The 13,330-nt window shown below is 68.6% G+C and carries 11 protein-coding genes and 1 pseudogene; 4 read left to right on the forward strand and 8 right to left on the reverse strand.

Annotation, left to right across the window (positions count from 1 at the left end; genetic code table 11):
• Positions 1-16 precede the first annotated feature (16 nt).
• Positions 17-1,339, reverse strand: coding sequence for an efflux RND transporter periplasmic adaptor subunit (locus tag JOE48_RS19295; RefSeq protein WP_210032196.1), 1,323 nt, complete (start codon positions 1,337-1,339; stop codon positions 17-19).
• Between the two features lie 292 nt (positions 1,340-1,631).
• Here JOE48_RS19295 and JOE48_RS19300 point away from each other — a divergent pair, with 292 nt between their 5' ends.
• Entirely contained in the window at positions 1,632-2,645 is a 1,014-nt protein-coding gene (locus JOE48_RS19300; RefSeq protein WP_210032198.1) for a CobW family GTP-binding protein, read from the forward strand.
• 107 nt (positions 2,646-2,752) lie between these two features.
• On the opposite strand, the gene JOE48_RS19305 is transcribed toward JOE48_RS19300, so the two are convergent.
• The 7 genes and pseudogenes from JOE48_RS19305 to JOE48_RS19335 all read right to left on the reverse strand — a co-directional run bounded on the left by JOE48_RS19305 (position 2,753) and on the right by JOE48_RS19335 (position 10,894).
• Positions 2,753-3,166 carry an EF-hand domain-containing protein gene (locus JOE48_RS19305; protein ID WP_210032200.1) on the reverse strand — a complete coding sequence of 138 codons (414 nt, stop codon included), beginning with the start codon at positions 3,164-3,166 and terminating at the stop codon, positions 2,753-2,755.
• 829 nt (positions 3,167-3,995) lie between these two features.
• Positions 3,996-5,380 (reverse strand): annotated as a pseudogene (locus JOE48_RS19310) (IS701 family transposase).
• 177 nt (positions 5,381-5,557) lie between these two features.
• Positions 5,558-7,177: an ABC transporter substrate-binding protein gene (locus JOE48_RS19315; RefSeq protein ID WP_210032204.1), complete on the reverse strand. Its 1,620-nt coding sequence runs from the start codon at positions 7,175-7,177 to the stop codon at positions 5,558-5,560.
• Between the two features lie 148 nt (positions 7,178-7,325).
• Positions 7,326-8,387 carry an MBL fold metallo-hydrolase gene (locus JOE48_RS19320; protein ID WP_210032206.1) on the reverse strand — a complete coding sequence of 354 codons (1,062 nt, stop codon included), beginning with the start codon at positions 8,385-8,387 and terminating at the stop codon, positions 7,326-7,328.
• Positions 8,388-8,473: 86 nt separating this feature from the next.
• Positions 8,474-8,710, reverse strand: a complete 237-nt coding sequence (locus tag JOE48_RS19325; RefSeq protein WP_210032209.1) for a DUF6894 family protein — start codon at positions 8,708-8,710, stop codon at positions 8,474-8,476.
• A gap of 109 nt (positions 8,711-8,819) precedes the next feature.
• Positions 8,820-9,857: an aromatic ring-hydroxylating oxygenase subunit alpha gene (locus JOE48_RS19330; protein ID WP_210035901.1), complete on the reverse strand. Its 1,038-nt coding sequence runs from the start codon at positions 9,855-9,857 to the stop codon at positions 8,820-8,822.
• Positions 9,858-10,267: 410 nt separating this feature from the next.
• Positions 10,268-10,894, reverse strand: a complete 627-nt coding sequence (locus JOE48_RS19335) for an ATPase (protein ID WP_210032211.1) — start codon at positions 10,892-10,894, stop codon at positions 10,268-10,270.
• A gap of 310 nt (positions 10,895-11,204) precedes the next feature.
• Between JOE48_RS19335 and JOE48_RS19340 the strand changes: the two genes are divergently transcribed.
• Genes JOE48_RS19340 through JOE48_RS19350 form a run of 3 tightly spaced genes read left to right on the forward strand, consistent with a single transcriptional unit; the run spans position 11,205 to position 13,330 of the window.
• Positions 11,205-11,423 (forward strand): glutathione S-transferase, encoded by a 219-nt coding sequence (locus tag JOE48_RS19340; protein ID WP_210032213.1) that lies wholly within the window; start codon positions 11,205-11,207, stop codon positions 11,421-11,423.
• 15 nt (positions 11,424-11,438) lie between these two features.
• The gene (gene ffh, locus JOE48_RS19345; RefSeq protein ID WP_210032215.1) at positions 11,439-13,001 is read left to right on the forward strand and encodes a signal recognition particle protein; all 1,563 of its coding nucleotides are present in this window, start codon (positions 11,439-11,441) and stop codon (positions 12,999-13,001) included.
• Entirely contained in the window at positions 12,998-13,330 is a 333-nt protein-coding gene (locus JOE48_RS19350; RefSeq protein ID WP_210032217.1) for a chorismate mutase, read from the forward strand. Before ffh ends, JOE48_RS19350 begins: the two co-directional genes overlap by 4 nt.

The raw sequence follows: 13,330 nt of genomic DNA on the forward strand, positions 1-13,330 counted from the left end.
CGGACCGAATCCTCGCTCAGGACGCCTTTTCGCCGCTCGCCGCGCGGTCGATGAACAGGGCGCCGCGGGTCACCACCTGCTCGCCCGGGTGCAGGCCCTCGATGACCTGGGCACTGTCGCCGTTGATCAGTCCGAGCTTGACGTCCCGTGCCTCCACGGCTCCGTCCGGCCGCGCCACCCAGACGTGGGTGCGGTCGCCTTCGTACACGACGGCGCCCACCGGCACGCTCGGGCTCGGCTCGCCCTTGCCGGTGACGATCGTGTAGGTGGCGAACATCTCCGGGCGCAGCACCCGGTCGGGATTGTCGACCTCGCTGCGCACCGCGAGCCGCCGCGTCGCCGGGTCGAGGCTGGAGGCCATGTAGTTGACCCGGGCCTTGAACACCCGGGCGCCGAAGCCCGCCACCTTCGCCTCGACCTCCTGGCCGATGCGGATCTTCGGGATCTCGCTCTCGCGGACATTGGCGATGAGCCAGACGGTCGACAGGTCGCCGATCACGAAGACCGGGTCGCTGGAAGCCGACAGATACTGCCCGGTGCCGACCTTGCGCTGGACGATCGTGCCGGCGATCGGTGCCCGGATCTGGGTCTCGGGGCTCATTGAGCCCTTCTTCTCGAAGGCCACGATCTCGGCATCGGTCTTGCCCAGCAGCCGCAGGCGATTCTTGACGGCGTCGAGGGCGGCTTCCGCGGTCTTCAGGTCGCTCTGGGCGGCGATCACGTCGTTCTGGGCGGATTGGTAATCCTTCAGCGCCGTCGCGTGCGCCTGGAACAGTTCCTGCTGGCGCTGCGCGATGGTCTGGTCGAGCTTCAGAAGCGCCTGCTGTTTCTGAAGATTGTTCAGGGCCGCCTGATAATCGTTCTGCGCCTGGACCATGTCGGTGGCCTCGAGCGTCAGCAGCACGTCGCCGGCCTTCACGTCGTCGCCCGCGCGGGCCAGCACCTTCGTCACCCGGCCCGCATAGGGCGACACGACCGGGACGTTGTCGTCCTCGTTGAGGGCGATGCGCCCCTCCGCGGTGCCCTCCGGACGGAAGACCTGTGTGGCGACCGGCAGGATCTCGAAGGCGGCCCGCTGCTCCTTGGTGGGCCGGAAGATCCGCTCCACGACCCCGGCCTTCTCCGCATCGATCCCGGGATCCGGATTGCTCGGTGCGAGCAGGCCGGTCAGCGCGGCGACAAGGCCCGACGTGCCTTCGCGAACCCGGTCGGAGAAGGCGAACGCCGCCCCTGCCGCGGCCGCGAGCAGCAGGAGGATGAGGAGGAGCCCCGGCCCCCGGCGCTTGCGGCGGGGTGCGGCGATCGCCTCATCCTGGTCCAGCGGATTTCGGGCGTCCATGCGAATGATCTTCCGGGTCCGGGCGAAGAGACCGGGTTGACTGACAAGTGTACGATTCGCGCCCGGACGAAGCCCACATCAATGCGATCGGCGGTGCTTTTCTGTGGCGGACCGCGCGGAAGAGTCCGTGCGGCTTCAAATGCCTAGAGCAAAGCTTGTCTGACGCGCAATCGATCGGGAGCCGTGGTCGCGAAACCGTGTGGCTCCGTCTTCCTTTGACGGGATTTGTTACAATATGACAACGCTCATGGGCGCTCCGCGCCCGTCCGCTGACCCCATCGAAGAACCCGCCATGACCGACACGAGCCCCGTTTCCGCCCAAGCTGGATCTGCTGCCGGATCCGCCGCCGGTAAGATCCCGGTGACCGTGCTCACCGGCTATCTCGGCGCGGGCAAGACCACGCTCCTCAACCGGATCCTCACCGAGAACCACGGTAAGCGCTACGCCGTGATCGTCAACGAGTTCGGCGAGATCGGCATCGACAACGACCTCGTCGTCGGCGCTGACGAGGAAGTGTTCGAGATGAACAACGGCTGCGTCTGCTGCACGGTGCGCGGCGACCTGATCCGGATCATGGATGGCTTGGTGAAGCGCCGGGGCAAGTTCGACGCGATCATCGTCGAGACCACCGGCCTCGCCGACCCGGCGCCCGTGGCGCAGACCTTCTTCGTCGACCAGGATGTGGGCGACGCCGCCCGGCTCGACGCCGTGGTGACGGTGGCCGACGCCAAGTGGCTCTCAGACCGCCTGAAGGACGCCCCGGAGGCGAAGAACCAGATCGCCTTCGCGGACGTGATCCTGCTCAACAAGAGCGATCTCGTGTCGCCCGCCGACCTCGACCGGGTCGAGGCCGAGATCCGCACCATCAACCCGCTGGCGAAGCTCCACCGCACGCAGAACTGCGCCGTGCCGCTCGACGCCGTGCTGGAGCGCAATGCCTTCGACCTCGACCGGATCCTCGACGTGGAGCCCGACTTCCTCGAGGAGGGGCACCACCACCACCACGATTCCGATATCCGGTCGCTCTCGGCGAAGATCGAGGGCGAGGTGGATCCGGAGAAGTTCATGCCCTGGATCTCGAACCTCACCCAGGTCCAGGGACCCGACATCCTGCGCTGCAAGGGGATCGTGGCCTTCCCGAACGAGCCGAAGCGCTTCGTCTTCCAGGGCGTCCACATGATCCTCGACGGGGACGTCCAGGGCGATTGGGGGCCGAATGAGCCGCGAGTCTCCCGCGTGGTGTTCATCGGGCGCAACCTCGACGAGGCGGCGATCCGCGCCGGGTTCGAGAGCTGCCGGGTTTGAGGCGCGGCGCGTCGAATCGCGCGTATCCACCAAACGACGAGGCTCCCGCGGACGAATCCGCGGGAGCCTCGACATCTCAGCACGCGACGTGAAGCGCGAAGACAGCCTTACTTGATCAGGGCGAGCAGCGCCTTGCCGGCCTTGGAGTTCAGCTCCTTGGCGTCGAGGGTGCCGTCGCCGTCCGGATCGGCCTGCTTGAAGCGCTCGCCGACCGCAGCGAGGTATTCCTTCTTGTCGAGGGTGCCGTCGTTGTCCGGATCGGCCTGCTTCACGCCGGCCTTGCTCAGGCGGCCCTTCAGCTCACGGGCATCGAGGGTTCCGTCGGCGTCCTTCTCCAGGCGGTCGAAGGTCGCCGAGGCAACCGCCTCCACTTCCTTCAGGTCGACGGTGCCGTCGTTGTCGGTGTCGATCATCTTGACCGCGCTCGCACCCGTCGCCGGCTTGGCCATCGCGGCCGGGATCGAAAGGCCGGACAGCGCGAGGGTCACCGCCGCGAAACCACTGATAAGCCGAAGGGTCATTGCCAGATGCTCCCGAATTTGTCTGCTCGAGCGTCCTAGCTGGCAACCGGCTTTGCTGCAAGTGCGAGATTGCCGATTCCTCCCGGATTGCCATGTCTCGGGGCGGGCCGGCATAGACAACGGAAGGCCAGTCGGTGCCGGGCTTTCAGAAACGGTGAGTGATCGGAAGGAGTGCGGCGGCCCGAAACAGTATCCGGCCCCGCGGCAGACGACGCATCGATTGCGCCTGCCACGAGATCGCCTTCCGAGGCGATCGCCAGAACGAACCCGCTCGTACCGGAGCGGCCTGCCCAAGTTCAAACGCGACTCGCGACAGGCGGTCATGCCGGGGGGCCGCAGATGAGCCTGGACCACGAGGGGCACGCCGACGGCAGGCAGCCCTTAGAGCCGTTCGCGATCGGGTTGGGACGGGTACGATAGCCGAGCCCGTGCCGCACGAAGCGCAGGTCCCCTCTCCCATCGGGGCCAAGGATGGCAAAGCGGGTGATTTTCATCTCCCGTTCGGGACAATGTCTCCATCTTGGTTTCTGCGTCTCCGCGTCATCCCGGGGCCGCGCAGCGGAGCCAGGGATCCAGACACGCCGGCGCGGCAAGGCCTTGCGCTGACAGCGGCTCTGGGTTGCCCGCCTCCGGCGTGCCTGTCCGGGTCCGGGCTCGCCTGCGGCGCGCCGGACTGACGGGAGCTTGACAGGCCCATGCCATCGTCAGGACCTTCAATCGTCTCACGCGTCGAGCCCGTAGCCCGTACAGGGGGCCCCTGGCGCGGCTGTCGCGACCGGGATCGCCGCCCTTCCGAACCGTCGCAACACGATCCGGACCGGCTCTAGTACTACAGTTGCAGTTTTTGGCGTGATCGGAGATGGGCTGCCCGTGCCGCGGCCTGATGCCGTCGTCGCCAGAGGGACCATGCAAGCAGCAGCGCGCGCATGGGGGCAAAAGCGAGGACGAGGCGAGCGAGCAGGTGCCTGATCTCCGGGACAGAGAGCGGTGGCAGGTGCTCAGGCGGGTTTGGTGGTGGAGGGCGCCTCAAGCGGCCTCGACGGCGGCGACCGGACTCGTTTCGTTCGGTTTGCCAGCTGCGGCGCGCACCAACTCAGCGCGCAACCGCGCGAGGAAGGCGAGCGCGGCCATGCACAGTGTCATGTGACGGTGCCACCCGTCCCAGGAGCGCGCCTCGCAGTGGTCGAGGCCGAGTTCGCCCTTGGCGGTGCCAAAGCAGGTCTCGATGGTCCAGCGCAGCCCAGCCACCCCGGCCAGTTCGGACAGCGTGGTCTCCATGGGCGCGAACACGACGTAGTAGGCGCGCTCGAACGGTTCGCGCAGGCTGCGCCGGATCAGCAGCCAATGGTCCCAAGGCGGCGTCTGCAGGCGCAGCAGGCGCACCCGCGCCCAGTCGTAGAGCCGCGGCCCCTTCGCGCCCTCGCCGGCGGCGTGCCGGTGCCAAGCGGAGGCCGGCAGTGCGTCGGCGATGGCGGACGCGTCGCGGGTCGCGAAGCCATCCGCGACCGTCATCAAGCGCTCGTTGCTGCGCACCGCGAGCACATAGGGCTGCTCGCGCGCCTCCAGCATCATCCGCAGCCGCTTGTCCGACCCGTACAGCGCATCGGCCAGCACGAAGGCACAGGGCAGCCCGGCGTCAAGGGCGGCAGCGATCAACGCGCGCGCGATCGTGGGCTTGGTGGCAAACGCCACCGCCTCGGGCACGCCGGCCTTGGCGCGCCGCGCCTGATCGGCGGCCCAGGCCTCGGGCAGGAACAGCTGCCTGTCGATCAGCGCCTGGCCGTAGCGACTGGCATAGGCCAGGAACACACCGACCTGGCAGTTCTCGATCCGCCCCGCCGTGCCGGAGTACTGCCGCGCCACGCCGACGGAGTGCGTACCCTTCTTCAGAAAGCCGGTCTCGTCGACCACGAGCACCGCATCGGGGTCGGCCAGGGCCTCGACCGCGTAGGCGCGCACGAGATCGCGTGCCGCATCCGCATCCCACCGCCCCCGTCCCAGCACGGCCTGCAACCGATGCGGCCGTGCCTCACCCGCACGCTCGGCCAGGAGCCAGCCCGTCTTGCGCTCGACGCCGGAGAGGAGCCCGTCGAGATAGTGCCCGATCGACATGCGCAACTCGCGCCGCCGCACGCACAGCCCAACGCGATCCTTCAGGGCTGTGAGCTCACGCTCCCAGGCCAACAGCGAACCAGACCAGGACGCCACCGACATCGCTAAGCCTCCGCTCTTGCAGACGCTCAGCGGAACACATCAGCCATCAATCCGCAACTGTAGTACTAGGCACGAGCGAATCAGAACCGACCGCGTGCGCCGGTCCGGCTCCCGGGCTCCGCTGCGCGGCCCCGTGAGAATGGACGTGAACGAGGCCGGCCCGCGGCCTCGGCCCGATCAGGCGAGCGTGGCCAGATCCTGGAACCAGTGCTGCGCCTGGACATAGTTCTTCACCCGCGGCGAGAGCGCGTGGGGATTGGTGTCGTGCACCACCCAGACCTGGACGGCATCATCGACGACGATCTCGTGGATCCGCGCCAGCAACCGGTTCTGCTCGTCCATATCGAGGCTCGCCTTGACCTTGTCGCAGAGGGCATCGACTTCCGGATTGCGGTAATGGCTCCAGTTGACCCCGTTCGGAGCGATCTGCTTCGAATCATAGAAGCGCAGGATCGCGTAGAACGGGTCCGAGGTGACGTAGGCGATGTTGCCGGCGCTCACACCCTTGAGGCTCGGATCCGCCGCCCCCTGGCGCCAGGCCGTGTAGGCCACCTCCAGCTCCACGGTCTTGAATTCGACCTGGATGCCGATCTCGGCCCAGCTCTGCTGCAGGAACTCGTTGATCGGCAGGGACAGCATCTGGCCGGTGCCGCCGGTCGGGATCAGGATCGTGGCCTTGACCGGATTCTTGACCGAGAAGCCCGCCTCCTCGACGAGCTTGCGCGCCGCCTCGACGTCGGTCTTGATCTGGAAGCCCGGCTTGCCGAACCACGGGCTCGACTGCTGTACCTGCCCAATCGCGGGCTGGGCGAGACCGCCCATCAGCTCGACGACCCCGGCGCGGTCGATCGCGAGGTTGGCGGCCTTGCGCAGGCGCAGGTCGCGCCAGGGCGAGCCCTCCAGCATCGAGAGGTGGTAGTTCCAGACATGCGGCGTGTCGTTGCCGACGACGCGCATGCCGGCGGCCTTCAGGCGCGGCACGGCATCGGGCGCCGGCGACTCGATCAGGTCGACATTGCCGGACAGGAGCGCGTTCACACGGGCGAGGTCCTCCGGCACGCAGGTCAGCGTGAGTTTCGACAGCTTCGGCACCCGCTTGGGGTTCCAGTAGCCGGCGTTCGGCAGGAGCTCGAGGCGCACGCGCGGGACCAGCTGGCCCATCCGGAACGGTCCCGTGCCCGAGGGCTCGAAGGCGAACTTCGCCCAGTCCCGGCCCACCTTCTCGTACTGCGCCGGCGAGGAGATCAGGAACCAGAGCATCTGGTAGGGGAACAGGCTGTCGGGGGTCTTGGTCGTGACCTGAACGGTCTTGGCGTCGAGTTTCCGGTAGCTCGCCACACCGGGCAGCCGCGGGCGGACCTGGGCGGCCTGGCGCTGGTCGAAATGCGGCGCCTCCTTGTTGAGCACCTTGTCGAAGTTCCAGATCACCGCGTCGGCATCGAAGGCCGAGCCGTCGTGGAACGCCACGCCGTCGCGCAGGTGGAAGGTCCAGACCTTGGGATCGGCCGGATCGCTCTCCCAGGCGGTGGCGAGCCCGGGGACCATCTTGCCCGGCCGGTTCGCGACGTCGAGCTCCCAGGCGACCAGCGGGTCGTACAGGGTCAGGCCGGTGAACTGGTAGCCGCCCGCGCCCCGGTCGGGCTGCCCGGTGGTGAGCGGCAGGTCGGTCATCGAGATGCCGTAGGTCAGGCTGCCCGGGGCCGCGCCCTGTGCGCCGGCCCGGCCCGCCGCCCCGAAGGCTGCGAGCGCCGCGCCTCCGGCCATCAATGAGCGGCGTGTCGGCTTGATCGGGTCCATCGTGTCTCTCGGCTGAAAGCGGCTGCACCGCATGGAGCGGCACACGCCGTTCAGACGCGCGGCGGCGATCCAGGCGCCGCTGATCCATGCTGCATACAGAATGATGCACGCATCATGCCTAAATCGGCGGCAGCCGGCTCGCCGGCGTTCAGGCCTGCCAGACCTGACCGGGCCGCAGAGCCACGAACCGCTCTGGCGGGATGTCCGCCTCGGCGAGTGCCGCCGTCAGCGCCTCGGCGGGCCGCGCGACACCCTCGTCGGTCAACTGGAACGTGCCCCAGTGGTGACCCAACCCCTGCGCGGCGCCGAGCAGCGTGAAGGCTGCGACCGCCTCGGCCGGATTGACGTGCTGCGCCTGCATGAACCAGCGCGGCTCGTAGGCCCCGATCGGCAGGGTCGCCAGCCGGGGCGGCCCGAAGAGAGCCCGGATCTCGCGGAAGAGCGCACCGTCGCCGAACCCGGTATCGCCGACGTGATAATGCACGCCCCGGGGCGAGGTGATCACGAAGGCGCACCACAGCGCCATGCGCCGGTCGTTGACGCCGCGGGCCGACCAATGGTTCGCGGGCGTCAGGTGGACCTGCAGGCCGTTGCCGAGATCGACCGACTGGCCCCAGTCGCGCGTCTCGACATGCATCGTGTCATCGTAGCCGCGCAGGATGGCATCGTTGCCCAGCGGCGCCACGATCAGCGGCTGATGCGCCTGCCAGATCCGGGCGAGGCTCGGCCCGTCGAGATGGTCGTAGTGGTTGTGGGTGATCAGCACCGCGTCGATGGGCGGCAGGTCGGCCAGTGCGATTCCCGGCGGGTTCACGCGCTTCGGCCCTGCGAAGCGGACCGGGCTGGCGCGCCTGGCGAAGACCGGATCGATCAGGATGTTGCGGCCGGCGACCTGCACGAGGTAGCTCGCATGGCCGATCAGCACGACCCGCAACCCGGAGACCCGCTCGGGGGGGCGGTCCGCCGGAAACGGGCTCGGGAACGATTTGGGCCAGCGCTCGCGCTGACGCTTGGCCTGCCAGCGGAGCACGTCCGGCAGCGACTTGTCGGTCGCCTGATCGGGCGAGAAGAACCGCAGCCCATCGAAATGGTCCGAGGTCGGTCCGTCGTAATAGGGGTTCTTGCCGCGCCGGTGCGCGGCATAGCCGACACCGCCGAGCGTCATCACCGTGGCCGCGCTGGCGACCGTGAGCAGGCTGCGCCGTTTCATGGATCGGAGATGGCCGATCTCGCGCCCCGGTCAAGTTCTCATGTCTTGCGGCAGCGAGCCCCAGGGCGAGGTCGTCGCAGGATCGCTCAGTCGACCATCTCGGCGGCCAGCGACAGGCGCGCCCGGTAGACCACCTTGCCGACGCCGTCGCGGACGCAGGCCACGTAATCCTGACGCTCGACATCCGGCAACATGTCGCGGGCGATCGCCGACATGATCCGTGTGACCTTGGCGCGCGCGGCCGGCAGGTCCGGCAGATCGAAGCCGACCTCGTCGCGGATCGGCTGCAAGCCGTCATGAAGGTCGATGAAGAAGCGGGGCATCGGCGCGAGGCATCCCAAGTAGATGTACAGCGCCGCAATGATTGCTCTTGGTATGGTTAATAGGATCTTAAATCGCCGGATAGACGCGGATCGATGCTTGGCCCAGCCGTCAGGACCGCCAGCGCAGCTCCCGCCGCTCCAGAGGGTTCGTGAATGGTCGCCCGTCACGCACGGATTCGAGCGCCTCGCGCTTGAGGCGGAAATACCATTGCGACGGCAGGTCGCCCTGGCCGAACAGCACCATGGTCGGCTTGCGGTCGAGCCCGTCCTGCGCGTGCTGGAGCACCTGCTGGTCCTGGGTGAGGAACTGGCGCATCAGCGGGCGCGCGACGGGCTTGAGCAGGTTCAGCGCCGGCATGCTCCAGTACAGGGCGTTGGTCAGCAGCGTCCGGTCCGGCGTCAGCGGGGTCGCGAAGGTGTAGTTCGCCACCCGCTTGGCGCCCGCGCGGATCCGCTCGAGGCGGACGCCCGGCAGGCGGAACTCGATCTCGACCTCGGGCACCCCGCCGAGCAGGCGATAGACCGGCGAACTCGTCGTGGTGGCGTGGCTCGTCATGACGAAGCCGTGGGGGACCGGCTGGAAGGTCTTCACCTTCTCGCGGAGCTGCTTGGAGGGCCGGAACCACCAGGAATCGTGGACGAAAGCGACATGGCCCGGATCCACGAGGCTCAAGGTCGTGAGATCGAAGGAGGCCTCGACCACGAGCTCGACCACGAGAGATCCCGCCGGCTCGAAATCCAGCTCCGGAACGGCCGGCACATCGCCAGCGGCGGCCCCGATATGCGGGTTCACCCAGAGGAAGCCGGCGCTCTCGCGGACGGGGAAGCGCTGCACCTGGATGCGGGAGAAGTCGGCGGCATCGTGCTCCGACAGGGTCGGGACATCGCGGCAGCGACCGTCCGTTCCGAAGCGCCAGCCGTGGAAGGGACACATCAGTGTGTCGCCGTCGAAGCGGCCCTTCGACAGGGCCATGCCGCGGTGCGGGCAGCGGTCACGCAGCGCGAAGGGGCTGCCGTCGGGGGCGCGGCCGATCACGATCTGCTCGCCGTTCAGCGCCACGGCCCGGAGGCCGGTCCGGCTCCCCGCCTTACCCAGGCTCCGGGACTGGCCGACGCAGTACCACGCGTTGCCGAGCGGCTGGCGCATCGCGTCGGGATCGAGCGCGGCCTCGTCGGGGGGACGCGGCGGATGTGTGAAGGGCGCGTTCAATGGGGTTCGGGCTGACTGCGATCCGACCGTCATACGCCCAGCCGCCCGGGCGGCAAAGCGCCGGCGCGGGGGAGGACAAACGGGCGCAGGGGCAGGGCTTCACAAGCCGGGTGCGCCCACCTAACTTCGCCTCACCCGCAACCAACGAAAGGAGGTGATCCAGTGTCTCATTGTCATCAGCCGTGTGTCTCGGCTCATCGGACCTGGACCGTCGCCTCCGGCGCGTCGCTCTAAGACGCGTCAGAGACCCGATCTCGGGACAGTTCCGCCGGACATGACGGTTCGGCAATGGAAGGGCCACCCTCTCGGGTGGCCCTTCGGCTTTTCAGGGGCCTGTCCGGACGGCCTCAGCGCTTCTGGCTCTGGAACAGCGGCTGAGCCAGCGCCTCCGTGCGGGCCCGCCACAGATCGCGTTCCTCGCGCAGGCCATCGCGCTCGCCCGCCAGGGTGAGGCGCTCGAGCCGAAGCGCATCGCGCTCGGTGATCGCCCGGTCGCGCTCGGCCCGCATCTCTTCCCGTTCGATGCGGAACCGCTCGCGCTCCCGGCGGAACTCGTCGCGCTCCGCACGGATCTCCTCCTGCTCGGCCCGCAGATCCTCCATCGAGCCGATCTCCTCGCGGATATGCTCGCGCAGCGTGCGGATCTCCTCGGCCAGGATCCCCTGGAGCTCATCCTGGCGGTCGGCCTCCACGCGAAGCTTGGCCTTGAGCATCATGTTCTCGGCCATCAGCTCGGACACGTCGGCATCCTCGGCGTCGGCGCGGGGCGCCTCGGCCGGTTGCACGAGCCGCGGCGCCCAAGTCTCGGCCGAGCGACCGGCTTTCGGCTCCGGATGCGGCTCCTCGGTCCGCGCGTCGCCGCGCAGCTCGGCCGGAGCCTGAGACTTCATGGCAGCGAGCCAGTCGCGGAGCGGGCCGGGCGCGGAGCGCCCGCCGGCCTCGAGCGGCGGTGTGGAGCGGGCGGGTTCCGACATGGGAGGCGTCCTGAGCGAATACCCAGCGATGACAATCCGAACATGCTTAACGATCGGTAAAAGTTAATCGCGATCGGACGCCCCGTTTCGGGCCGCGCTGGCGCGCCCCGGCGGCCCGCGGGACGAAAAATTGACTTTCTGCCTCATCGCGGCTACGCCCCGCCCTCCCGATCCGTAGCAGATCGACCGATGCCAAGCCGACCGGTCCCCCGAGGCCGGAGGTCAACGCCCGACAGCGCGTCTGCGCCCTCGGGCGCGATGGGTGTTGGCCTGATCCGCCGCGACGGGGTCCGCCGGCCGAGGCACCCGCATGACGCGAGATCAAGAAGCGTTGAAGATCGAGGACGCAATCAACGAGACCTGCCCGTGGTCGGGCAAGCCGATCTCGGCTGACTCGCTGACGCTCTACAACGGTGCCGTCGTCGGCTTCTGCAACCCGGGATGCCGGGACAAATTCGCCAGCGCCCTGCGCAGCTTCGAGGCCGCCCTCCAGGCGCGCCGCGTGGAGCGCGCCGGCCTCGAGCAGTAACCCCGGGTCCAGCGCATGTTCGAAGGCCTGTCCGACCGCCTCTCCGGCATCCTCTCCGGGCTGACCCGCCGGGGTGCCCTGACCGAGGCCGACGTCACCGCCGCCATGCGCGAGGTGCGCCGGGCCCTGCTGGAGGCCGACGTCGCTCTCGAGGTGGTCCGCGGCTTCACCGACCGGGTGAAGGAGAAGGCCGTCGGTGCCGTCGTGCTCAAGTCGGTGACGCCCGGCCAGATGGTCGTGAAGATCGTCAACGACGAGCTCGTGGCGATGCTCGGCACCGACGCCGAGACCGTCGACCTCAACGCCCCCGCCCCGGTGCCGATCCTGATGGTCGGCCTGCAGGGCTCGGGCAAGACCACCACCACCGCCAAGATCGCCCGGCGCCTCTCGGACCGCGAGAAGCGCAAGGTGCTGCTCGCCTCCCTCGACACCCGCCGCCCGGCCGCCATGGAGCAGCTCGCGGTCCTGGCCAAGCAGGTCGGCGTCGAATCCCTCCCGATCATCGCCGGCCAGTCGGCGGTGCAGATCGCCAAGCGCGCCATGGACGCCGCCCGTCTCGGTGGCTTCGACGTGGTGATGCTCGACACCGCCGGCCGCACCACGGTGGACGAGGGCCTCATGGCCGAGGTCGCCGAGGTGAAGGCCGCGACCCGGCCGCACGAGGTGCTGCTGGTCGCCGACGCGCTCACCGGTCAGGACGCGGTCAACACCGCCCGCGCTTTCGACGAGCGGCTCGGCGTCACCGGCATCGTGCTGACCCGCATGGACGGCGATTCCCGCGGCGGCGCGGCTCTGTCGATGCGGGCCGTCACCGGCAAGCCGATCAAGCTCGTCGGCGTCGGCGAGAAGGTCGACGCGCTGGAGGAATTCCATCCGTCCCGCGTCGCCAACCGCATCCTCGGCATGGGCGACATCGTCTCGCTGGTCGAGAAGGCGGCCGAGACCATCGACCACGAGCAGGCGCTCCGCACCGCGGAGAAGATGCGCAAGGGCAAGTTCGATCTCGAAGACCTGTCCATGCAGCTCGCCCAGATGGAGAAGATGGGCGGCATCGGCGGCCTGATGGGCATGCTGCCCGGGATGGGCGCCATCAAGAAGCAGGTCGAGGGTGCCAACCTCGACGAGAAGATGTTCAAGCGCCAGCGCGCGATCATCTCGTCGATGACCCTGCAGGAGCGCAAGAACCCCGATCTGCTCAAGAACAGCCGCAAGAAGCGCATCGCGGCGGGCTCGGGCGTCGACGTCTCGGAGATCAACAAGCTCCTGAAGATGCACCGGACCATGGCCGACATGATGAAGGCGATGGGCCAGGGCAAGCGCGGGATCGGGCAGGCACTCGGCTCGATGTTCGGCCTCGGCGGCGGTGGGATGGGCGGCGGCATGCCTGGCCTGCCACCCGGCATGCCGGAGCCGACCCCGGAGCAGATCGCGCAGCTCGAGAAGCAGTTCGGCGGCAAGCTGCCGCCGATGCCGCCGGGCTTGGGCGGGGGCGGAATGCCCAAACTTCCGGGGCTTCCGGGCCTCGGCGGCCCGAAACTTCCGGGTCTCGGTGGGTTCATGCCGGGGAAGAAGAAATGAACGTGCTCGCGGCGCAGGCCGTCGATCCCGAACTCGCGCGCTTGCGGGACAGCATCGACAATTTCGATGCGGCGCTGATCCATCTCCTCGCCGAACGCTTCCGCTGCACGCAGCGGGTCGGCGAGCTCAAGGCCCGAAAGGGGATCCCCCCTTCCGATCCGGACCGGGAGGCCCGTCAGGTCGCCCGGCTCCGCAAGCTCGCGGTCGACGCCAAGCTCGACCCCGACTTCGCCGAGAAGTTTCTGGCCTTCGTGGTCAAGGAAGTCATTCGGCACCACCAGTCGATCAAGGCGGACCACGAGTCCCAGATCGAGCAACAGCGAAAGTAG

Source organism: Methylobacterium sp. PvR107 (assembly GCF_017833295.1).
Classification (GTDB): Bacteria; Pseudomonadota; Alphaproteobacteria; order Rhizobiales; family Beijerinckiaceae; genus Methylobacterium.